This is a genomic window from Devosia naphthalenivorans, from assembly GCF_003056355.1.
GTDB classification, from domain to species: Bacteria; Pseudomonadota; Alphaproteobacteria; order Rhizobiales; family Devosiaceae; genus Devosia; species Devosia naphthalenivorans.
Map to the genome: position 1 here is coordinate 120,417 of NZ_PYVW01000002.1, position 21,987 is coordinate 142,403.

General features: G+C 61.9%; 21 protein-coding genes. 11 read left to right on the forward strand and 10 right to left on the reverse strand.

Annotation, left to right across the window (positions count from 1 at the left end; genetic code table 11):
* On the reverse strand, nucleotides 1-672 hold the full coding sequence (ehuC, locus tag C8264_RS03730) for an ectoine/hydroxyectoine ABC transporter permease subunit EhuC (RefSeq protein WP_108459623.1): 672 nt from the start codon (nucleotides 670-672) through the stop codon (nucleotides 1-3).
* A 92-nt stretch (nucleotides 673-764) separates the two neighbouring features.
* Nucleotides 765-1,634: an ectoine/hydroxyectoine ABC transporter substrate-binding protein EhuB gene (ehuB, locus tag C8264_RS03735; RefSeq protein WP_108459624.1), complete on the reverse strand. Its 870-nt coding sequence runs from the start codon at nucleotides 1,632-1,634 to the stop codon at nucleotides 765-767.
* A 410-nt stretch (nucleotides 1,635-2,044) separates the two neighbouring features.
* On the opposite strand from ehuB, the gene eutB reads away from it, so the two are divergent.
* The 5 genes from eutB (at nucleotide 2,045) to C8264_RS03760 (ending at nucleotide 7,852) form a co-directional block, all read left to right on the forward strand.
* Nucleotides 2,045-3,040: a hydroxyectoine utilization dehydratase EutB gene (eutB, locus tag C8264_RS03740; protein ID WP_108459625.1), complete on the forward strand. Its 996-nt coding sequence runs from the start codon at nucleotides 2,045-2,047 to the stop codon at nucleotides 3,038-3,040.
* Entirely contained in the window at nucleotides 3,033-4,025 is a 993-nt protein-coding gene (eutC, locus tag C8264_RS03745; protein ID WP_108459626.1) for an ectoine utilization protein EutC, read from the forward strand. The genes eutB and eutC overlap by 8 nt, the downstream gene beginning before the upstream one ends.
* Before the next feature lie 24 nt (nucleotides 4,026-4,049).
* Nucleotides 4,050-5,234 carry an ectoine hydrolase DoeA gene (doeA, locus tag C8264_RS03750; RefSeq protein WP_108459627.1) on the forward strand — a complete coding sequence of 395 codons (1,185 nt, stop codon included), beginning with the start codon at nucleotides 4,050-4,052 and terminating at the stop codon, nucleotides 5,232-5,234.
* A gap of 13 nt (nucleotides 5,235-5,247) precedes the next feature.
* Nucleotides 5,248-6,420, forward strand: a complete 1,173-nt coding sequence (gene argE, locus C8264_RS03755; RefSeq protein WP_108459628.1) for an acetylornithine deacetylase — start codon at nucleotides 5,248-5,250, stop codon at nucleotides 6,418-6,420.
* A 118-nt stretch (nucleotides 6,421-6,538) separates the two neighbouring features.
* Nucleotides 6,539-7,852: an esterase-like activity of phytase family protein gene (locus C8264_RS03760; RefSeq protein ID WP_108459629.1), complete on the forward strand. Its 1,314-nt coding sequence runs from the start codon at nucleotides 6,539-6,541 to the stop codon at nucleotides 7,850-7,852.
* Between the two features lie 125 nt (nucleotides 7,853-7,977).
* Here C8264_RS03760 and C8264_RS03765 read toward each other — a convergent pair whose 3' ends face one another.
* The 7 genes from C8264_RS03765 to C8264_RS03795 all read right to left on the reverse strand — a co-directional run bounded on the left by C8264_RS03765 (nucleotide 7,978) and on the right by C8264_RS03795 (nucleotide 14,101).
* Entirely contained in the window at nucleotides 7,978-8,370 is a 393-nt protein-coding gene (locus C8264_RS03765) for an outer membrane protein (protein ID WP_108459630.1), read from the reverse strand.
* Nucleotides 8,371-8,440: 70 nt separating this feature from the next.
* Nucleotides 8,441-9,199 carry a sugar phosphate isomerase/epimerase family protein gene (locus C8264_RS03770; protein WP_108459631.1) on the reverse strand — a complete coding sequence of 253 codons (759 nt, stop codon included), beginning with the start codon at nucleotides 9,197-9,199 and terminating at the stop codon, nucleotides 8,441-8,443.
* Nucleotides 9,200-9,358: 159 nt separating this feature from the next.
* Nucleotides 9,359-9,838, reverse strand: coding sequence for a VOC family protein (locus C8264_RS03775; protein WP_108459632.1), 480 nt, complete (start codon nucleotides 9,836-9,838; stop codon nucleotides 9,359-9,361).
* 68 nt (nucleotides 9,839-9,906) lie between these two features.
* Nucleotides 9,907-11,154 carry an ABC transporter substrate-binding protein gene (locus tag C8264_RS03780; RefSeq protein WP_108459633.1) on the reverse strand — a complete coding sequence of 416 codons (1,248 nt, stop codon included), beginning with the start codon at nucleotides 11,152-11,154 and terminating at the stop codon, nucleotides 9,907-9,909.
* Between the two features lie 24 nt (nucleotides 11,155-11,178).
* The gene (locus C8264_RS03785) at nucleotides 11,179-12,273 is read right to left on the reverse strand and encodes an ABC transporter ATP-binding protein (protein WP_108459977.1); all 1,095 of its coding nucleotides are present in this window, start codon (nucleotides 12,271-12,273) and stop codon (nucleotides 11,179-11,181) included.
* 5 nt (nucleotides 12,274-12,278) lie between these two features.
* On the reverse strand, nucleotides 12,279-13,211 hold the full coding sequence (locus C8264_RS03790) for a carbohydrate ABC transporter permease (RefSeq protein WP_108459634.1): 933 nt from the start codon (nucleotides 13,209-13,211) through the stop codon (nucleotides 12,279-12,281).
* Nucleotides 13,208-14,101 carry a carbohydrate ABC transporter permease gene (locus C8264_RS03795; RefSeq protein ID WP_108459635.1) on the reverse strand — a complete coding sequence of 298 codons (894 nt, stop codon included), beginning with the start codon at nucleotides 14,099-14,101 and terminating at the stop codon, nucleotides 13,208-13,210. The genes C8264_RS03790 and C8264_RS03795 overlap by 4 nt, the downstream gene beginning before the upstream one ends.
* Nucleotides 14,102-14,293: 192 nt before the next feature.
* Here C8264_RS03795 and C8264_RS03800 point away from each other — a divergent pair, with 192 nt between their 5' ends.
* The 6 genes from C8264_RS03800 to serA all read left to right on the forward strand — a co-directional run bounded on the left by C8264_RS03800 (nucleotide 14,294) and on the right by serA (nucleotide 20,842).
* Entirely contained in the window at nucleotides 14,294-15,106 is an 813-nt protein-coding gene (locus C8264_RS03800; RefSeq protein ID WP_108459636.1) for an aldo/keto reductase, read from the forward strand.
* A gap of 155 nt (nucleotides 15,107-15,261) precedes the next feature.
* Nucleotides 15,262-15,705 (forward strand): VOC family protein, encoded by a 444-nt coding sequence (locus tag C8264_RS03805; protein WP_108459637.1) that lies wholly within the window; start codon nucleotides 15,262-15,264, stop codon nucleotides 15,703-15,705.
* Nucleotides 15,706-15,824: 119 nt separating this feature from the next.
* Nucleotides 15,825-16,847: a LacI family DNA-binding transcriptional regulator gene (locus C8264_RS03810; RefSeq protein ID WP_108459638.1), complete on the forward strand. Its 1,023-nt coding sequence runs from the start codon at nucleotides 15,825-15,827 to the stop codon at nucleotides 16,845-16,847.
* A 42-nt stretch (nucleotides 16,848-16,889) separates the two neighbouring features.
* Entirely contained in the window at nucleotides 16,890-17,756 is an 867-nt protein-coding gene (locus tag C8264_RS03815; RefSeq protein WP_108459639.1) for a sugar phosphate isomerase/epimerase family protein, read from the forward strand.
* A gap of 234 nt (nucleotides 17,757-17,990) precedes the next feature.
* Complete coding sequence (locus C8264_RS03820) at nucleotides 17,991-19,166, forward strand: phosphoserine transaminase (protein ID WP_108459978.1); 1,176 nt, start codon at nucleotides 17,991-17,993, stop codon at nucleotides 19,164-19,166.
* Between the two features lie 92 nt (nucleotides 19,167-19,258).
* Nucleotides 19,259-20,842: a phosphoglycerate dehydrogenase gene (serA, locus tag C8264_RS03825; RefSeq protein WP_108459640.1), complete on the forward strand. Its 1,584-nt coding sequence runs from the start codon at nucleotides 19,259-19,261 to the stop codon at nucleotides 20,840-20,842.
* 56 nt (nucleotides 20,843-20,898) lie between these two features.
* Here the strand turns inward: serA and C8264_RS03830 are convergent, their stop codons facing one another.
* Nucleotides 20,899-21,840, reverse strand: a complete 942-nt coding sequence (locus tag C8264_RS03830; protein WP_162783438.1) for a DMT family transporter — start codon at nucleotides 21,838-21,840, stop codon at nucleotides 20,899-20,901.
* Nucleotides 21,841-21,987: the final 147 nt, after the last annotated feature.

Genomic DNA, 21,987 nt, shown 5'->3' on the forward strand with positions numbered 1-21,987 from the left:
CTAGTTACTCGCGTAGCGCCAGCGGCCGACCAGCCGCTCGAGCGTCTTCATGAGGGCGGTCACGACCAGCGCCATGCCGAAATACATGAACAGGACCACGGTATAGATGGTGGTGCTGTCCTGGGTGAAGTTGCGCAATTGCTCGGCGCGGAAGGCCAGGTCGCCAAGGCTGATCAGGGAGACGAGCGCGGTATCCTTGAGGTTCTGCACCGCCAGATTGCCGAATGGCGGCATCATCTCGGGGATGGCCTGGGGCAGGGCGACGCCGAACAGGGCCTGGCGCGGCGTGAAATTGAGCGCCCGCGCCGCTTCGTACTGGCTTTTCTGCACCGACTGGATAGCGCCGCGCACGACTTCGGCCCCATAGGCGCCAATATTGAGCCCCAGTGCCAACACCCCCGCGACCACCGGCGGCAGGCGCAGATCGAGCCCGATGACCTGCCCGGCAATGGGCAGGGCAAAATACAGCCAGAACAATTGCACCAACAGCGAGGTGCCGCGGAAAATTTCGATATAGGCGACGGAAACCGCCTTGATCAGCCCGTTTGGCGACAGCTTGCCAATGCCGAAGGCAAAGGCCAGGATGGCGCCCAGAATGGTCGAGTAAACGGTCAGCTGGACCGTTACCCAGGCTCCCGCCAGCAATGGCGTCAGGTACTCAGTCCAAGCCATCCAGCCTCCCTCTTTCCGTGGCCATGATGCCGAAAAGGCCGGCGCGGGGAAAGACCAGCGATGTTACGCCGGCCTCCCCGCGTCCCCTTCGCTTATTCGGCGGCGCAGAGTTCTGCGGTCGTGTGCTTGGTCGAGCCATCGACGTCGGCCTGGCTGAAGCCATAGCCCATGACGGTGGAGGCCCATTCGTCGGTCTGCTTGAACTCGGCCAAGGCTTCGTTGACGGCATCGCGCAAAGCGGTGTTGTCCTGGGCGAAGGTGAAGCCACCCCAGCTGCGGACTTCCTCACCATCGATCACCGGATCGACGAACTCGGCGGCAACTTCCACATCGTCGCTCTGGCCATCCAGCTCGGAGGCAGTGAGGCTGGTCGCCGCATAGGCATCCGCGCGGCCGGTCGAGACCGTGGAGATGGCGTCGGCATTGCTGGCGATGGTCACCAGATTGCCTTCGCTGACACCCAGCGCCTGCATCATTTCGAGCTGGTCGGCGCCCGCCATGATGGCGACCTTGAGATCGGGATTCTCGGCGAAGTCGGTATAGGCGTGGATATCCTTGGGGTTGCCGGCCGCGACCAGCAGGCCTTCACCATAGGAGGTGTTGGGCTCCGAATAGATCACCTGCTCGCAGCGGTCGGGCAGGATCGCCATTTCGGCCGCCACCATGTCGAAGCGGTCGGCTTGCAAGCCGGGAATGAGCGAGGAGAAATTGGTGGTCACCCACTCGATATTTTCGATGCCGAGCTGCTCGACGATGTGCTTGGCCACGTCGGGACCGGCGCCGAGATATTCCCCATTGGGATCGACATAGCCATAGGGGATCTCGTTGGCGACCGCGATGCGGATCGTGCCGGACGCCTGAATTTCCTCAAGCGTCGCTGCGCTGACCGCAGTCGTCGCCATCGCCGCCGCGGTCAAGGCAACGAGGGCGATCGAGGCATTTTTGGTAAAGGTCGTGATCATGTTTCTGTCTCCCGGTTCCTGCTGTTGGCGGTTCGCGCCATATTCTGTTTTGGCCGGTCGCCTTGCCGATGCGACCGGATAGCCTTGGTCCGACCGGAAATCCCGGTCGGGGAGTGGGTGGCCTTTTGCCGGCCAGTGAGCTGAATAGTCAGCGCTTTTGATCTGTCGTCACGGTGAACTGAGCCGGCTCCAGCGTTGCGGAGCGGAGCGTTCGAGTCGAGGGATGATACGTCTATTTTGCTGGCCGGCAGGTAGCAGGATCGGCTGCGGGGCGGCGGCAGATTGGAAGGATCGACTATCTGGAGCGCAGGCATAGTGCGGCACGAAACATGGGCCTTGCCGGCGTGGTCTTGCCACATTCGCGAACGTGCCTATGACTACATCTGCGACGGTAGCGGGAGGAGCCCGGCATGACCATCGATTTTGCCGAGATCCTGCTGGCGCGCCAGCGGATTGCCGGGCGGGTGCTGCGGACGCCGCAACGCAACGCTGTGGCGCTGAGCGCCCGGCTCGGCGTGCCCGTGCAGATCAAGTGCGAACATCACCAGACCACGGGCAGCTTCAAGCTGCGCGGCGCGACCAATGCCGTATTGGCGCTCGATCCTGCCCAGCGCGATGCCGGCGTCGTCGCCGCGTCCACCGGCAATCACGGGCGAGCCCTTGCCAGCGCGGCGCGGTCCGCGGGCACCAGGGCAGTTATCTGCATGTCGCGCCTCGTACCCGCCAACAAGGTGCGGGCCATCGAGGCACTTGGGGCCGAAATCCATATCGTCGGCAACAGCCAGGACGATGCCCAGCTGGAGGTGGACCGGCTGGTGTCGGAGGCGGGCCTGACGCAGGTGCCGCCGTTCGATCATGCCGAGGTGATTGCGGGGCAGGGCACGCTCGGGCTGGAAATGCTGGAAGATGCGCCGCGCACGACCACGGTGCTGGTGCCGCTGTCGGGCGGCGGCCTGCTGGCCGGGGTGGCGCTGGCGCTCAGGACTCTCAACCCGGCAATCCGGATCATCGGGGTCACCATGGAGCGCGGTGCCGCGATGCGGGCCAGCCTTGATGCCGGCAGACCGGTGGCGGTCGAGGAGTTGCCGACGCTGGCGGATTCGCTGGGGGGCGGGATCGGGCTGGAGAACCGGCACACATTCGGCATGGTCCGCGATCTGGTCGACGAGGTGGTGCTGGTGAGCGAGGCCGATATCGCTGCCGCCATTCGCTCGGCCTATTTCGAGGAAGGCGAAGTGCTCGAAGGCGCGGCGGCCGTGGGCATTGCGGCGCTCCATACCGGCAAGGTGACGCTCACCGGCCCGGCCGTGGTGCTGCTCAGCGGCAAGAATATCGACATGGACCTGCACCGGCGTATCGTCTCCGGCGAAACCCCGGACCTCGCGGCGGAGCGAGATCATGGCTGATATCACCATCCTGACCGAAGCGGTGCTCCGGCAATTGGTGCCGCTCGATCTTGAGGCAATCGCCTGCGTCGAGGACGCTTTTCGCGCGCTGGCCACCAAGGCGGTGGTGATGCCGCCAATCCTGCGGCTCGACATTGCCGAGGCGCGTGGCGAGGTGGACGTCAAGACCGCCTATGTGCCGGGGATCGACAGTTTCGCCATCAAGATCAGCCCGGGCTTCTTCGACAATCCCAGGCTTGGCCTGCCCTCGGTCAACGGCCTCATGGTGCTGCTCAGTGCTCGCACCGGGCTGGTCGAGGCCATGCTGCTCGACAATGGCTATCTCACCGATATCCGCACCGCCGCAGCGGGCGCGGTTGCTGCGAAGTACCTGGCGCGCGCCGATGCTTCCACCGCCGCCATTATCGGCGCAGGGGCGCAGGCGCGGCTGCAGCTGGCGGCGCTTTGCCTGGTCCGGCCGATCCGCCGCGCCGTGCTGTGGTCGCGCGATCGCGGCAAGGCGGAGACACTGGCCGCCGACATTGTGGCTGAACATGGTATCGCCGTGTCGGTTGCCGCAACGGCAGAGGCAGCCGTCAGCGACGCGGATATCATCGTCACCACCACGCCATCATCGACGCCGCTGGTCCGCGCCGAATGGTTGCGAGCCGGCCAGCATTTGACCGCGATGGGCTCCGACGCCGAGCACAAGAACGAAATTGAGCCAGCGGCCGTTTTGCGCGCCGACCTCTATGTGGCCGACAGCCTCGTCCAGACAAGGCGGCTGGGCGAGTTGCATCATGCCATCGCGGCCGGACTGGTCGCGCCGGACCGGCTCTTTGCCGAGTTGGGCGCAGTCATCGCCGGGCAGGCAACCGGCCGTACGTCACCCCAGCAGATCACCATTGCCGACCTGACCGGCACCGGCGTGCAGGACACGGCCATCGCAACGCTGGCCCGCCAGCGCGCCGAAGCGGCCGGGGCCGGCCAGATATTTTCCAGTTGAACGGTTTCCCGGAGGGAACGCGAATTGTCTGAAATCACCCTGGCCTTTTCGATCGAGGAATATGCCGCGCGCCTTGCCAAGGTTCGGGCCGCCATGGCCAAGGCGGGGATCGAGGTGCTTGTCGTCACCGACCCGTCCAATATGGGCTGGCTCACCGGCTATGACGGCTGGTCGTTCTATGTGCATCAGGCGGTGATCGTGCCGCCAGAGGGCGAGCCGCTGTGGTTCGGCCGGCCGCAGGACGTCAATGGCGCGCGGCTGACCAGCTATCTCGATCCGGCTTCGATGTTTTCCTATCCCGACAATTATGTGCAAAATCCGGACGTGCACCCCTATCAGGTGCTGGCCAAGGTGCTGGTCGAGAAGGGGCTTTCCGGCAGGCGGCTGGGCGTCGAGATGGACAATTATTATTTCACGGCCAAGTGCCTGGAAACACTGCGCCAGGAACTGCCGAACGCCATTATCGGGGACGCGACGGCGCTGGTGAACTGGCAGCGGGCGGTCAAGTCCGAGCAGGAACTGGTCTATATGCGGCGGGCGGCGCGGCTGGTGGAAGTCATGCACCAGCGCATTCGCGATGTTTCCGAGCATGGTCTGCGCAAGTGCGATCTGGTGGCTGAAATATATGATGCGGGGCTGCGCGGTACCGATGGTTTCGGCGGCGACTATGCTGCCATCGTTCCGCTCACTCCGTCCGGCAAGGATGCCTCGGCGGCGCACCTGACCTGGGACGACCGGCCCATGCGGCGCGGCGAGGGCACGTTTTTCGAGATTGCCGGCTGCTACCGGCGCTATCACGCGCCGCTGTCGCGTACGCTCTATCTGGGCGAGCCGCCGGCCGGCATGCTCAAGGCGCAGGAGGCGGTGCTGGAAGGACTCGATGCCGGGCTCAACGCGGCGCGCCCGGGCAATACCTGCGGGCAGGTGGCCGAGGCCTTTTTCGCGGTGCTGCGCAAATACGGGATCGAGAAGGATTCCCGCACCGGCTACCCCGTGGGCATTTCCTATCCGCCGGACTGGGGCGAGCGCACCATGAGCCTGCGGCCGGGCGACACCTCGATCCTTGCCGAAAACATGACCTTTCACTTCATGCCGGCGATCTGGACCGACGACTGGGGTTTCGAGACCTCCGAAACTATCCGCATTCGCGCTGGGGGGCCGGCCGAGTGCCTGGCCGACGTGTCGCGCGAACTGGTCGTCAAACCCTAGGCGCCGACGTCACATGGCCCACGCACTGCTCACCGAGACGATCGATATACTGGGGGACCTGATTGCCTTCCCCAGTATCTCGCAGCAATCCAATCTCGAGCTGATCGCCTATCTCAACGGCAAGCTCGACCAGATCGGCGCACGCACCTTCCTGACGCTGGACCCCGGCGGCTCCAAGGCCAACCTGTTCGCCACCATCGGACCGCCCGATATGGATGGCGGCATCGTGCTGTCGGGGCATACCGACGTGGTGCCGGTGGAGGGACAGGACTGGAGCAGCGATCCGTTCGTCGCCACGCTGCGCGGTGGGCGCGTTTACGGCCGCGGCGCCTGCGACATGAAGGGCTTCATCGCCTGCGCCATGGCCTATACGCCGCTGTTTGCCCAGGCCGAGCTCAAGCGCCCGCTGCACCTGGCCTTTACCTATGACGAGGAAGTGGGGTGTCTGGGCGCACAAGTCATGCTGGAGCAACTGGCCAGGACCGGCCCCAGGCCGGCGATCTGCATCGTGGGCGAGCCGACCAATATGGGCATCATCGAAGGCCACAAGGGGTGCTGCGAATATACCACGGTTTTTTCGGGCACGGCCGGGCACGCGTCCCAGCCCGATCTGGGCGTCAATGCGGTGGAATATGCGGTGCGCTATATTACCCATCTGCTCGATGTCGCGGAGGACCTCAAGGCGCGGGCACCGGCGCAGTCGCGGTTCGACCCGCCTTGGTCCACCATACAGGTGGGGACGATTGCCGGCGGGGCGGCGCGCAACGTGATCGCGGAGACCTGTTCGGTCGAGTGGGAATTGCGGCCGGTCAACCATGCCGATTTCGCCTTCGCCCGGTCGCGGATCGAAAGCTATGTCGAGACGGAGCTGCTGCCGCGCATGCGGGCGGTGCATCCGGAGGCCGATATATTGACCTCGGTCATCGGCGAGGTGGTCGGCCTTGAACCGATGAGCGCGTCGCAGGCGGAGGCGCTTGTCCGTGCCTTGACCGGTAACCGCGATCCGGCCACCTGCGCTTCCTTCGGCACCGAGGCGGGGCTGTTCCAGCAGCTGGGCGTCTCCACCGTGATCTGCGGCCCCGGCTCCATCGCGCAGGCCCACAGGGCCGACGAATATGTCGCGCTCGGCCAGCTGGACGCGTGCCTCGGAATGATCGGCAAGCTCAAGGACAAGCTTGTCATCTGAACCTAGGGGATCAACAAGCGGCCGCGGTTCCTGGTTTGTGACAGGGCTTTCATGTCGTTGTGATGATTGCGACATGCCCGGTGCCTAGGAAGAAGCGTCAGTTTCTCCGGAGAATACAATGCTCAAAGCTCTCGCCCTTGGCGTCAGCCTCAGTTTCGTTTCCGCGTTTGCCGTGGCACAGGACACCGCTGAAGGTCCTGCAAAGTTCGACGCCGTGCTCAAGGCTCATGCGCAATTGCCAGCCCAGACCTTCCTGCCTGCTCCGGCCGATGCGCCTGCCGGCCTTCAGCTTTCGGGTCGTTTCACCTCCGGCACACGTGTCGAGACGCCCTATGGCTGGGCCAATCCGGCTTCGGGTGTTGCCATGCCGTTTCCCGGTCAGCCCCTCCAGGGCATGAGCGGCGTGCGTTCGCTCGGCGATGACCGTTTCCTGTTCCTGACCGACAACGGCTTTGGCAACAAGGCCAACTCGGCTGACGCCATGCTGATGTTCAACATCCTCAAGATGGACTGGGACGCCGGCAAGGTCGGTATCGAGGAGACGATTTTCCTCAAGGACCCGAACCGTGTCGTGCCATTCCCGATCGTCACCGAGCATAGCGACAGCCGTTATCTTACCGGCGCCGATTTCGATCCCGAGTCGATCCAGCCGGTAGGCGAAAACTACTGGATCGGCGACGAATTCGGTCCCTGGCTGATCGAAGTCGATGCCGAGGGCGTGGTGTTGCAGGTGGTCAAGACCAATCCAGGCGGCATCGACTACAAATCGCCGGACAACCAGTTTACCTCGCAGCCTGCTGCAGGCACCCCCGTCACCGGTATCAACACCGGACGCTCGGGTGGCTACGAGGGCATGGCGCAGTCGATGGACGGCACAACGCTTTATCCGCTGCTCGAAAAGCCGTTCTACGATGAAGAAGCCGCGGCGCTGGAAACCATCGACGGACAGCCCGTCATCCGCATGCTGGAATTCGATGTTGCCGGTGCATCCTGGAGCGACATTGTTCGCTACTATCCACTCGATGATTCTGGCCACGCTATCGGCGACTTCAACATCTTCGAAGGCACCCGTGGCCTGATTATCGAGCGGGACAACAACGAAGGTGACGATGGGCGCGAAAAGGCCGCGGCGTTCAAGCGCATCTACCTGGTTGATCTCGCCCGTGCCGACGAGAACGGCGTCCTTGAAAAGATCGCCTATATCGACCTGATGGCCATCCAGGATCCCGATGGCATCGCTCTACGCGGCAGCAAGGATGGCGTCTTCACCTTCCCCTTCGTGACCATCGAAGATGTCGATCTGGTCGATGAAACCACCATCGTCGTTGCCAACGACAACAACTATCCCGGCTCCACAGGTCGTGAAGCAGGCCGTGCCGATGACAACGAGTACATCCTCCTCGAAGTCGCGGACTTCCTCGCCGCTGAATAGCCAGCAAGCGCAATGAGGGGGTCTTCAGACCTCCTCATTAACTCCATCTGCACCTGAGACCATCGCACGAAGCCAGGCCCCAACATTGATGCTGAGGCCTGGCTATTCTGCAGTAGGAGTGCTGCCTAGAAGTGGAAGTTCACGCCAGCCTTGACGGTGTGGAAGCGGATCTTCTCTTCCAGTTCGAAGTTGGCGGCGCCAGGAGGATTGGTGAAGACGACGTTGTCGCCGAGGTCGGTGTAGGCGTATTCTGCGAACAGGCTGATGTTGTCTGCGGCCTTGACTTCCAAACCTGCGCCCACGGTGAAGCCGAGGCGGGTATCGCCGCTAAAGCCTCCGACGTCGCTACCGGAAATGTCGAATGTCGCAGAGGTGTCAGTTTCGCTTACGACAGCGCCGCCATGGACATAGGCGAGGAACGTGTCCGCTGCGTAGCCTGCCTTGGCGCGCAGGCTAGCGAGGTAATTGACTTCCGAATTGATCGTGATCCCGCCGCCGCTGGCGCCTGATGGCAACATTGTGCCGCGTACCTGCTGCGGTCCAAACTGAGTAACGACTTGATTATCTTGGCGTCGGGTTGTTGTTCGGCTAGAGCCCCAGGGCCTTAAGATAGTCGATGGAGCGCCGTGCGAAGCGTTGCCAGTCTGCCGGATTGTCGTGCTCGGTGACGATGTGGTCGGCCCTGGTCTGTCGGAATAGGGGCGCCATGGCGGCCCAGTCGATGATGCCGTCGCCGGTGGCGGTCCAGCCATCGTCCTCGGTGGTGCCGGGGGGCGAGGTGTCCTTGGTCTGGATGGCGATGATGCGACCGGCATACCGCTTCAGCTCCGCGGCCGGATCGGCACCCGCGCGGGCGATCCAGCCGCAGTCGATCTCAAGCCAGACGCCAGGCCCGCCAGCCTCAAGGATATGGTCGATGGGCCTGGTGCCATCGGGCAGGGGGACATACTCGAAATCGTGGTTGTGCCAGGCGACCTTGAGCCCGTGCGGGATCGCCTGTTCTGCGCCGCGCGCCAGTTTGCGCCCTAGGTCCTGCCAATAATCGGGCGTGTTCCTGCGCTCCTCCGTCGTCACATAGGGCGGTATCATCACGCTGGCGCCGAGGGTAAGGGCGATGTCGATGAAGCGGTTTGATTCCTCAACCAGCCCCGCCAGCGGCATGTGGAAGCCGAGGCACTTCAGCCCCGCATCATCGAGCTGACGGCGGAACAGTGCTGGATCGGCCTCATAGGCTGGCAGCCACGGCTCGATGGCGTCGTAGCCCATCGATTTGAGCTTGGGCAACTGGTCCGCGAGTGGCGGAAAATTGCGGGAGGAATAGAGCTGGTAGGCGATGGGGTAGGGCATGATGGGCCTGAGTTTGTTGGCTCGATGCAGTCACGGCACCGGTGTTACCTCGGGCTTGAGCCGAGGGCCGCTATCAGCACGGCATGGATGGCGAGAGGCCCTCGGATCAAGCCCGAGGGAACGCCGGTGGGTGGGACGGATGGTACCTAACGGACAGCCCTAACCCTGCGCTTCCTTGTCCTTGTCGAACTCCAGCAGCTCCACCATCACGCCGAGATCCTTGACCGTGTCGTAATACGCGTACCGCCCATGCGAGCCATCGAACTCGCCGCGCTGCAGCAGCTTATGGCCCTTGCTTTCGAGATAGGCGTTTCGTCTGGTCAGGTTTCGGGTGCGGAAGGCAATGTGGTGGCAGCCGGGGCCTTTTTGCTCAAGCAGGTCGCGCCAGGCGCTCTTTTCGGGACCCGGCTGCAGGAACTCGACGTCGATATTGCCAAACTTGAACATCATGATGCGGCAGCCGACATCGGCCGGCTTGCCTTTGTAGATGGCCTGGGCCTCATCGGGTTCGGCCGCCTTGCCTTCCGTGGGCATGGGCTTGCCGGTAAGATCGGAGAACCACTGAGCAGATTTCACTACGTCGTCGGTGACGAAGCAGATCTGCATTACTTCGTCCTCATCAAGCAGGCGCTTGTCCATTGTTCTGGTCCATTGCAATGTTTGGGAGCCGGCGGCCAATGCGGTCGCCGGCCCAGGGAGGAGGCGTGTCAGCCCAGGATGATGTCGTAGTTCTCATGCATCTGGGCGATGGCGTCTTCGACGGTCATGTTGGGATCGCTCCAGAAGTTGAAGACAACGTTCCAGATCGAATCCTGCCAGTCGGCGTCGGCGGTATTGTGTGGGTTCTGCACCTGCTGGGCAGGGTCCTCAAGAATGCGCAGCACCTCGGTGGAGCATGCGTCGAGGCTTTCGGCCGGAGCGTCCAGACGCACCGGGGTGGAACCCTTGGCCGCGGCGAACTTGGCCTGCGCACCCGGATCGAGCACTTCGGTGGCGAAGTCCAGCTCAGCGGTCTGCACCTCCTCGGGCGTGCCACCGAGCAGGCCCCACGCATCGACGGTCACCACCACGGCCTGTGCGCCGGGGATTTCGATGCAGCCGAAATCGGTGCCCGCGACCTTGCCGGCGCCGAGCCATTCGCCCTTCATCCAGTCACCATGAACCTGCATCAGCGCCTTGCCGGTGATCACCTCGTTGGTGGTCTCGTTCCAGGGGCGGTTCTGTGCTTGCGGGCCTGCTTCGTTGGCGAACAGGCGCAGGGTTTCCAAGGCTTTGGCGAAAGCTGGATCGTCCAGCGCAGCGGGATCGACCTCTTCGCCGTAAATGCTGTTGTAGAGGTCAGGGCCTGCCACTGCGGCGACCAGTGCATGGGTGAGATAGCCGACCTGGAACGGTTGGCTGCCGACGGCTAGCGGGGCATAGCCGGCGTCGCGGATCTTCTGGAAATCGGCAAACATGGCGTCCAGGGAATCCCAAGCCGTCGGGTCGACGCCTGCGGCCTTGGCGACCTCCATATTGTAGTAGACCATGCCGTCGATGTGCAGCGCCTGGGGCACCTTGACGATTTCGCCATCGACGGTGATGGAGGCGGCCACGGCGGACGGCAGCTTGTCGACGATGGCGTTTTCGGTGAACCATTGGGTCAGCGGAAAGCCCATTCCCATGCTGGCAATGTCACGATAAACGCCGGGATTGGATTCCATGAAGACGTTGGGTGGTTGGCCGCCGGTGATCAGGCTCATCAGGTTCACGTTGGAGCCGGTGTCGTGCGGAATGGCGATGTCGGTCCAGCTATGCCCTTTGGCTTCGATGCCGGCCTTGATGACGTTGAGGGCGGCAATTTCGGGCGGGGCGGACCAGCTGTGATAGATGACCAGATCGGTGGCCATGGCGCCGAATGAGGCAGTGCTCAGCAACAGGCCGGCGACAATGCCGGCAAGTCTCTTGTTAGACATCGTTCTCTCTCCCTTGTCGTTTGCCTACAGTCTCTGCCCGGTGTGGGCGTCGAACAGGTTGGTCTTGCCCTTAAGATAGCTGACCCCCATCGATTGACCGGGTGTCAGCCGCGCGGCGATGTCGGGATCGACGCGCAGGGCAAGCAGATCGTCTTCGAAGCTGAAATAGGCGCTGGCGTCCGGGCCGGTGCGCTCGGCATATTGAACCGGCACGGTGAAGGTTGCGGCCGCCCCCTCAGTGGCAGCGAGGGTGAAGTGTTCGGGGCGAAGTCCGGCGATAACTTCGTTTCCGTTCTGCGGCGGGGCAACGAATGGGTAGTCGGAAACGTCGAGCCGCACGCCGGAGGCGAAGATGGCCTCTGTCTTGCCGTTGGCTAGCGCCAGCTTGGCCTTGCGCAGGTTCATGGCCGGAGAGCCGATGAAGCCTGCGACAAAGAGATTTGCCGGACGCTCGTAAATCTCGTCGGGCGTGCCGAACTGCTGGATAACGCCGGCATTCATCACCGCGATCTTGGTGGCCATGGTCATGGCTTCGATCTGGTCGTGGGTGACATAGACAATGGTCGACTTGAGCTGGTCATGCAGCTTCTTGATCTCGAGGCGCATTTCGGTACGCAGCTTGGCATCGAGGTTGGAAAGCGGCTCGTCGAACAGGAATACGCCGACATTCTTGACCAGCGCCCGGCCGATGGCGACGCGCTGACGCTGCCCGCCCGAGAGTTGGCCCGGCTTGCGATGCAGGAGCGGCTCGATCTGGAGCAGCTTGGCGGCCCAGGTGATGCGTTTTTCGATTTCGTCGCGCGGCAGCTTGCTGGCTGAAAGGCCGAACTTGAGGTTTCCGTGCACGGTCTTGGTCGGGTAGAGCGCATAGGACTGGAACACCATGGCCAAGCCCCGATCCTTGGGATCGAGGTCGGTTACGTCGCGCTCGCCGATCATGATGCGGCCATCGGTGACATCGAGCAGACCCGCCAGCAGGTTCAGCAGCGTGGTCTTGCCGCAGCCGGAGGGACCCAGCAGCACCAGGAAATCGCCGTCGTCTATTCTGAGGTTGAGATCATCGAGAACCTTCATCAGGCCGTAGGTCTTGGTGATGTGCTCGAAGCTTACGCGGGGCATATCGGTCAACCCTTGATGGCGCCGGCGGTGATGCCCTGAACGAAGAGCTTGCCGACGAAGAAATAGATGACGAGGGGTGGAATGGCGGTGAGCAGGGCCGCTGCCATGTTGTCGTTGTAGCGGACGGTGCCGGTCGAGATGGTAATGAGGTTGGCCAGGTTCACCGTCATCGGCTGCCCGCCCATGCCGCCGAAGGTCACCCCGATGAGGTAATCATTCCAGACCGAGGTGATCTGCAGGATCAGCACGACGATCAGGATATTGCCTGACATGGGCAGGATGATCTCGAAGAAGATCTTCCAGAACGAGCCGCTGTCCATCACGGCGGCGCTCATGATTTCCTGCGGAATATCCTTGTAGTAATTGCGGAAAATGAGGGTCAGCACCGGCATGGCCAGTATCGCGTGGATAATGGCGACACCCCAGATGCTGCCATAGACCTTGAGGCTTGCCGTCATCGAGATCAGCGGGAACATGATGATCTGGAACGGCACGAAGGCGCAGATGAAAAGGATGAAGAGGAATGGCCCGGCCCATTTGACGTTCCACAACGCCAGCGCATAGCCGGTGACGATGGAGAGCCCGATCGAGAGGATCAGCGACGGGATGAGGATGGCCACGGAGTTCCAGAACCCGACTTTGAGGCCCTCGCAGCGGGTGCCCGAGCAAGCCGAATTCCAGGCATGGTCCCAAGCTTCCAGGGTCCACACATTGGGCAGCGCGAACATGGCGCCCTCGCGGATCTGGTCCATGGTCTTGAACGAGGTGACGATCACCACGTAGAGCGGCACGCAGAAGAACAGCGCGCAGATCGACAGGAAGACGATGACGGCGATGGAACGGCCGGTGATGACCTTCTTCTTGCGCGGGAAATAGGGCGCACTGCGGACGGCTATTTCCGCGCCCAGGGCTTTGTGGGAGGCGGTCATGTCGTTCATCGCGTGGCTCCCGAGCGGCGTTGTTGCCAGGCGGTGAGAAGCACCAGCGGCAGGAAGACGGCGGCGGTGATTACGAGCATCAGCACCGCGGCGGCCGAGGCAAAGCCGAGATTGCCCTTGGCCGAGAGCGCCTGGATGGTGAAGTAGGCTGGCACATAGGTCGATTGACCCGGGCCGCCATTGGTCATGGCGACGATGACGTCATAAGCCTTGATCACGCCCAGCGAGAGCAGGATGGCGCAGGTGACGAAGGTGAACTTCATCATCGGGATGATGATCTCGGTATAAAGCTTGAACAGGCCCACGCCATCGAGGCGGGCCGCGCTCCAGATTTCCGAATTGATCGATTTTAGGCCTGCCAGCATCAGCGCCATGTAGAAGCCGGCGCTCTGCCAGACCGAAGCGAGGATGACGCCATACATGGCTGTCTCCGGCCGGGCCAGCCAGCTCGCATTGACCCAGGTCAAGCCGATCGAGTGGATGAAGTGCTCGACGCCAAGCTCGGGATTGAACATCCAGCGCCAGGCGGCGCCGGTCACGATGAGCGAGATGGCGAGTGGATAGAGAAACACGGTGCGAAACAGGCTTTCGCCGCGCTTTTCCCGGTCGATCATGGCCGCGAGGATGAAGCCGAAGACGATGGCGAGAGCACTGCCGAGCCCGAGCACGATCAGGTTCTGCAGCGAGATCATCCAGGCGTCGTCTTTGAACAGCCGCTCATACTGCCGGCCCCATTCGGACCAGTCGATCTCATATTCCGGCAGCCGTCGGCTGCGTGTCAGCGACAGATAGATGGTCCACAAGATGGCGCCAATGAAGGCAACCAAGGTCACCAATCCTGCCGGCACGAGTGCCAGTTGGGGTGACCATCGGCTCCACCGAAAGGTCATGCTCGTCCTCCCTTGCACGTCGCGGCGGATTGTTCCGCTCTTCGTCGTGTCAGCTCTTGCGGGCAGTATTATCGTTAAACTAGGTTCATGCAGAGCGATCCGTCAATAGACTTTTCGCTTGTCGAGTGGGTGTCTTGATCGGCCAATGGCGTACACGGGTCGCTGGCATTGGAGTGGATGTGGAGGAAAGTTATGCAAAATCAATATGATATACCCGCTATGGGTTTCGGCACCTATGCACGCAAAGGCGAGGCTGGAATCGCAGCCATGCTGATTGCGCTGGAGACGGGCTATCGCCATCTCGATACCGCACAGGACTACGGCACCGAGAAGGAGGTTGGCGAGGCGATCGGGCGCTCGGGTCTCAACCGCTCGGAAGTATTCGTTACGACCAAGATCGCCACCGGCAATCTGGGTGCCGGAGCCCTCATTCCGTCATTGCGGGAGAGCCTCGACAATCTGCAGCTGGATCAGCTTGACCTGACGCTCATTCACTGGCCATCGCCCAACAATGCCGTGCCGCTGCCGGTCTATATCGAGCAATTGGCCGAAGCGCATGCCCTCGGTCTCACCCGGCTGATCGGCGTTTCCAACTTCACCATTGCCATGCTGGAACAGACGCAAGCCATTCTGGGCGACCTCAAGATCGCCAATAACCAATTTGAGCTTAATCCGCTGCTGCAAAACAAGAAGCTTGCAAGTTATTGTATCAACAAGGGAATTTCCGTCACCTGCTACCTGCCAATTGCCCGCGGCATCCTCGGCGATGTGCCGGTCATCGCCGAAATCGCAGCGCGTAATGCCGCAACGCCGGAGCAAGTTGCCCTGGCCTTCGAATTCGCCAAGGGCTACATCGCCATCCCCACATCGAGCCGGGCGGACCGCATCCGGTCCAACTATCTGGCGACCAAACTTGTCCTGTCCAACGCCGATATTGCGGCCATCGAAGCGGTGGATCGCGGGCAGCGCGTCATCGATCCGGCACGGGGACCTGACTGGGACTGAGATGATTTGCGGCTGTTGACAACGTCGCGGCTTGGGATAATACCTTCCGTATTAACGTTCCTATTGGTCGCCCCTTGCTGATATCTCGGGGCGGTCCGCTGGTCTGTCGCCAGCGGAGACGTAGAGGCATGGCCGCAATGTCGGCGGGAGGAATCATGAAGGGCATAACCAGTCTCGGGCACGTCGCGATCAATGTGATCGACCTTGAAAAATCGCTGGACTACTACGTCAACAAGCTCGGCTTTCCCGAAATGCTGCGGCTGAAGCGCGACGATGGCGAGACCTGGCTGGTCTATCTGCGCATAACCGACGAGCAATATCTGGAAATTTTCCCCGGCGCCGAGAACGATCGCGCACCCGCCAGCTGGCACACCAATGGCATGACCCATATGTGCTGGACCATCGACGATCTCGACGCCACCTGCGATCGCATCAAGGCGGCGGGAATTACGCTACTCTCCGAACCCAAGGCCGGGCTCGATGGCAACCGTCAGGCCTGGCTCGAGGATCCCGACGGCAACCGCATCGAGCTGATGGAAATGCATCCGGACTGCTTGCAATATCAGGCAATCCGACGTCTGCACGCAGAAGGCGTCTAGTTTACAGCCGGCGCTGGTGTGTATTGTCGCCCATGATTTTGATCTTCATTTGTTGGCCGCGTAAACCGCATATCGGGCAGGCCGCGCCGCTCGTAGTGCGTCTTGGGTAGGTTGAGATCATGGGCAAATCCACCGTTCGCTTGAAGGACATCGCCGATAGGACCGGTTTTTCCGTCAATACGGTGTCGCTGGCCTTGCGGCAAAGTCCACGCATTCCCGAAGAGACTTCGATCCGCATTCGCGAGGCGGCCGAGGCACTCAATTACTTGCCCAATCACGTCGCCAAGTCGCTGGTCAGCCGCGAAACCAAAACTATTGGCCTGGTGCTGACCGACATCACCAACCCGGCTTTGACGCAAGTGGCCCGGGCGGTCGAGATGACGCTATCGGAGCGGGGTTATTCCACGCTCTTCGCCACATCCAACAATAATCTCGACGAGGAAAAGCGCGTCATCGAAATGTTCCGCTCCCGGCAGGTGGACGGGATGCTGATTTATCCGCGCAGCCACCGCGAGCTCGAGCATATTCGCCGGCTGCGGCGGGCGAACTATCCGGTGGTGCTACTGGTGGGGGATCCCGATGCAGGGATCGACGCGGTCTGCATCGACGAGCGGCGCGGCGCCTATCGGGCCGTGCGCCATCTCATCGACATCGGCCATAGCCGGATCGGCATCATTGATACCTCAAATGCCAAGGGGAACCTGGAAAAGCGCGACGGCTATGACCAGGCGCACAAGGAGGCTGGCCTGAAGGTCGACGATGACCTGCTTGCAGACCCCATGGGCAATACGGTCATTCGCGGCTATTGGGCCATGGATCGCCTGATGAGCGTGCCCGTCCGCCCGACGGCAGTGTTTGCGGCCAACGACTCCCTGGCCATTGGCGCCTTGCGCTGGACCCAGAAGAATAACCTGCGCGTTCCCAAGGACGTCGCCATTATCGGCTTTGACAACATCGAGTTTGCCGAACATGCAGCCACGCCGATCTCATCGGTCAAATACGAAGTCGATATGGTGACGGAACTGGCGGTAGAGCGTCTGCTGCAATTGATCGCCGCGCCCGATGGTCTGCCTGAACCGCGGGTCACCATGATTGATCCCGAATTGATTGTGCGCGACAGCACCGCGGGCAGGGCGGACTAGCCGGGCATCGGGCAGCTTTGGTTTTTCTGAGGAGGACGGATCATGGCTTTGAGAATCGGCGGCTACGGCATCGACTATAGTGGCGATCCCGAAGCCTATGCCCAGGCCCATGTCGCCTTCGGCTACAATGCCGCCTACATGCCCAATATCAGCATCGACAACCGCGACGAGATCGCCGCAATCGTCAAAGCCATGGCCGCCGCCGACGTGGTCATCGCCGAGGGCGGCGCCTGGAAAAATCTGATCGCCTATGACGACGACCAGCGCAAAGCCAACCTCGATTACGCGGTCCACCAACTGGCCCTCGCCGATGAGCTGGGCGCCCGGGCCTGTGTTGCCTTTCATGGCACTGTCGGCCACGCCGGCGACAAGTGGCAGCTCAGCGACAATTACGATTACGGCCCCCACCCCGACAATCAGAGCGAGGCCGGCTTTCAGCGCGCGGTTGAGACGGCCCGCTATGTCATCGATGCGGTAAAGCCCAAGCGAGCGAAGTTCTCGCTGGAGATGGTGCCATGGCTGGTGACCGACACGGCCGAAAACTACCTCAAGCTCCTCAAAGCCATCGACCGTCCGCAATTCGGCGCCCATATCGACGCGGTCAACATTGTGATCAGCCCGCGCCTCTACTTCAATACCGGGCGCATGATCCGCGACGCCTTCGAGCTTTTAGGGCCCTGGGTTGTCTCCTGCCATGCCAAGGACATCGTGATGAAGGGCGGGCCGGGCACGATCTCATTCCACTTCGACGAAGTGCCTCCCGGCGACGGCAATCTGGACTACGGCGCCTACATTGCCGAGATCGACAAACTGAGGCGGGACGTGCCGTTGATGCTTGAGCATTTCGATGTACCCGAGTACAGGCGCGGTCTGGCTTACATCAAGCAGATTGCTGGCGTGGCGGTTTAACGGCGGTTGGGGGCCGGGAACGCTGCGCCGACAGGCGGTTTTGATCGGCCGAGCGCGCGTTCTCTCCGGTCTCGATACGTTCCCCCTGGGCGTCGAGATGGGTGGTGCAGGATTCAGCAGCTCATCTTCGAATGCCCGTTGACGCGCTGCTCCTGGCGGCGTATTTCCCGTCTCAGGACATCTCGCCCTAACGCGAGACGCATAGACCTGGGAGGGTCGCTGAAGATGGCTGATATGCCCCAAACCGCACCGGCGGTAAAACCGGCTAATCCAAATTTTTCGTCGGGCCCATGTGCCAAGCGTCCCGGGTGGACGGTTGAAGCGCTCGGCGATGCGCTGGTCGGCCGTTCGCACCGCTCCAAGCCCGGCAAGGCGCGCATCCAGCGTGCCATCGATCTTACCCGTGAACTGCTGCAGGTTCCCGCTGATTACCGCATCGGCATCGTCCCTGCGTCCGACACCGGCGCCGTGGAAATGGCGCTCTGGTCCATGCTTGGTGCGCGCGGGGTTGACATGCTGGCCTGGGAATCGTTCGGCGAGGGCTGGGTCACCGACGTGTCCAAACAACTCAAGCTGGATGATGTCCGCATCATCAACGCGCCCTATGGCGACCTGCCGGATCTGGGGCAGGTCGATTTCAACCGTGACGTGGTGTTCACCTGGAACGGCACGACTTCGGGCGTGCGTGTCGCCAATGGCGACTGGATCGCTGCCGATCGGCAGGGCCTGACCATTTGCGATGCCACTTCGGCCGCTTTCGCGCAGAACCTCGATTTTGCCAAGCTCGATGTCGTCACCTTCTCGTGGCAGAAGGCGCTGGGTGGGGAGGCTGCCCATGGCGTGCTGATCCTGTCGCCGCGCGCCGTCGAGCGGCTCGAGACCTTCAAGCCCGACCGGCCGCTCCCCAAGATCTTCCGCCTGACGAAGGGTGGCAAGTTGCTGGAGGAAGTGTTCCAGGCTGCCACCATCAACACGCCGTCGATGATCTGCATCGAAGATGCCATCGACGCCATGGAATGGGGCAAGGCGCTGGGTGGGCTCTCCGCCATGCAGGCGCGTGCCGACGCCAATTTCAAGGTGTTGGCGGACTGGGTCGCCAAGACTGACTGGATCGATTTCCTGGCCAAGAACCCGGCCAACCGGTCCAACACGTCGGTCTGCTTCTCGATCGTCGATCCGGCGGTGACGGCTCTCGACGCGGACAAGCAGGCGGCGTTCGCCAAGGCGATCGTGGCACGCCTCGACAAGGCCGGTGTTGCCTATGACATCGGCGCCTATAAGGATGCACCTTCGGGCTTGCGCATCTGGGCCGGTTCCACGATCGAGGCAGCCGATCTTGCGGCGCTCGTGCCGTGGCTCGATTGGGCCTTCGCGCAGGAAAAGTCGGCGCTCGGCCAGGCTGCTGCCTGACGATCCTGAACGGCGCTGACTGCGCCGTTCATCTCACCCAAAATTCCATTCACATACCGTTTCATCGGTATGGCGAAAGCAAGGAGGGCGTCATGCCCAAGGTTCTCGTTTCCGACAAGCTCAGCCCCACGGCCGTCCAGATTTTCAAGGATAACGGCGTCGAGGTCGACTACCTGCCCGATTTGGGCAAGGACAAGGAAAGGCTGCTCGAAGTCATCGGTCAATATGATGGTCTGGCAATCCGCTCGGCCACCAAGGTGACCGAAAAGATCATCGCGGCCGCCACCAACCTCAAGGTCATTGGCCGCGCCGGCATTGGCGTCGACAATGTCGATATCCCCGCTGCCACCAAGAAGGGGATCATCGTGATGAACACCCCTTTCGGCAATTCCATCACCACCGCCGAGCATGCCATCGCCATGATGATGGCGCTGGCCCGCCAGTTGCCTGAGGCCGACGCTTCGACCCGTGCCAGCAAGTGGGAAAAGAACCGCTTCATGGGCGTTGAAGTCACCAACAAGACTTTGGGCCTGATCGGCGCGGGCAATATCGGCTCGATCGTTGCTGACCGCGCGCTCGGCCTGCGCATGAAGGTGATCGCGTTCGATCCATTCTTGTCGCCGGAACGCGCGCAGACGCTGGGTGTCGAGAAGGTCGAGCTGGACGAGCTGCTGGCACGTGCTGACTTCATCACGCTGCATACGCCGCTGATCGATGCGACGCGCAATATCATCAGTGCCGAAGCGCTCGCCAAGACCAAGAAGGGCGTGCGCATCGTCAACTGTGCACGCGGTGGCCTGATTGACGAAGCGGCCCTTTATGATGCGCTGAAGTCCGGCCAGGTGGCGGGCGCGGCTCTCGACGTGTTCCTGGCCGAGCCGGCCGAGAACAACCCGCTGTTCGAACTGCCCAACGTGATCTGCACGCCGCATCTGGGTGCGGCCACCACTGAAGCGCAGGAGAACGTGGCGCTGCAGGTGGCGGAACAGATTTCGGCTTATCTCATGTCGGGCGAGATCACCAATGCGCTGAACTTCCCTTCCATTTCGGCCGAAGAGGCGCCAATCCTGACCCCATGGGTGAAGCTGGCGGAAACGCTGGGTTCGTTTGCGGGGCAGCTGACCGAGACGGCCATCACGGGCATCAAGATCGAGTTCGAAGGCAATGTGGCCGAACTCAACACCAAGCCGATGATTGCGGCCGCGATCAATGGCGTGCTGAAGCCTTCGCTGGGTGACGTCAACATGGTGTCGGCCCCGCAGATCGCCAAGGATCGCGGCATTACCGTCGAGACAACGAACCGGGATCGTCAGGGTGCATATGAGGGCTATATCCGGCTGACCGTCACCACCGAGCGGCAGACTCGCGGGGTGGCTGGTACGCTGTTCGCCAATGGCAAGCCGCGCATCATCCAGGTCAAGGATATCAACATGGAAGCCGAGTTGTCGCCGTCCATGCTGTATGTGACCAATGAGGACAAGCCGGGCCATATCGGGCGCCTGGGCACTGTGCTGGGCAAGCTGGGCATCAATATCGCCAACTTCAACCTGGGCCGCGAGGAAGTCGGTGGCGGTGCCATCGCGCTCGTTTCCATCGATGGAACGCTGACGGAAGCTCAGCTTTCGGAAGTGGCGGCGCTGGAAGGCGTCAAGCAGGCCAAGGCCCTGCGGTTCTAAGCGCGACAACAAGCAGACTGAACAAGGGCCGGCGTTATGCGCCGGCCCTTTTGTTTTCAGGTGCGCCGGGCGGCCCATTCGGCAAGAACGATGCCGCCAATAATGATCGCCGCAGCCAGGTAGTGGTATGGCTCGAGCCGCTCGCCCAACAGAATCACCGAACCAAGTGCGCCGAAGACCGGAATGAGATTGTGGCTGGGTGCGGCACGGTTGGGGCCAACCAGTTCGACGCCGCGAGCATAGGCGACCTGGCTGAACATGGATGGGAAGATCGCGACATAGACGAGCACGGCCCAGACTGCGGGTGACATCGACGGCAGTGTCGAAAAGCTCGCCAAACCGGGGCCGAAGAGCTGCAGCATGATCAGCCCGGTGATGGCCGCGCCGGTAAAAGCCACTGCCATGAAGCTCATCATGTGCATTTGCGGGCGGAAGCGCAGGGCCAGGGTATAGGCAGTGTAGGTCAGGCAGGCCAGCAGTACGAAGCCATCGCCCATATTGATATCGAGGGTCAGCAGGCGCGCCGGATCGCCATGGGTGGCGGTCAGCATCACGCCTGAGATGGCGATTGCTACGCCAAGGATTTGCAGCCAACTTGCCCGCACGCGGAAGATGATGAAATTGGCCAGCAGAATCATCATCGGCAGGGCGCCGGTCTCGATCGAGGAGTTGACGGCCGTCGTGGTGGTAAGCCCCACATAAAGCAGGACGTTGTAAAGCGCGTAGCCCAGGGCGCCGTAACCCATGACCAAGGGCCAGGTGCGCCGGATCACGCCCCAGTCCGCGGCAACGAAGCGCCAGGCGAACGGGTAGATAAACAAGGTCGCGCCAACGCAACGGGCTGCCAGCAACAAGAATGGGTCGATCTCCCCTACCACCATCTTCGCGGCGACCACATTACCACCCCAGAACAGAGGGGCGAGAATCAGCAAAAGATAGGGCTGTTCGAGAACGCGGGCCGATTTGCCGCGATTTTCATAGGTCTGCGGCTTTGTCATCGTCGCCATGGTGATGTAAGGACAATCGGACTTAGCAGTTATTCGGCCGCCAGCAAAATTCTTGCGGCAGCCTGAGAAACAGAGGTCCGATATTGGGAAGGGTGCGGCCGTGGCGGTCGGGCCCTTTGTGTCTCGTGCCTATCCTGG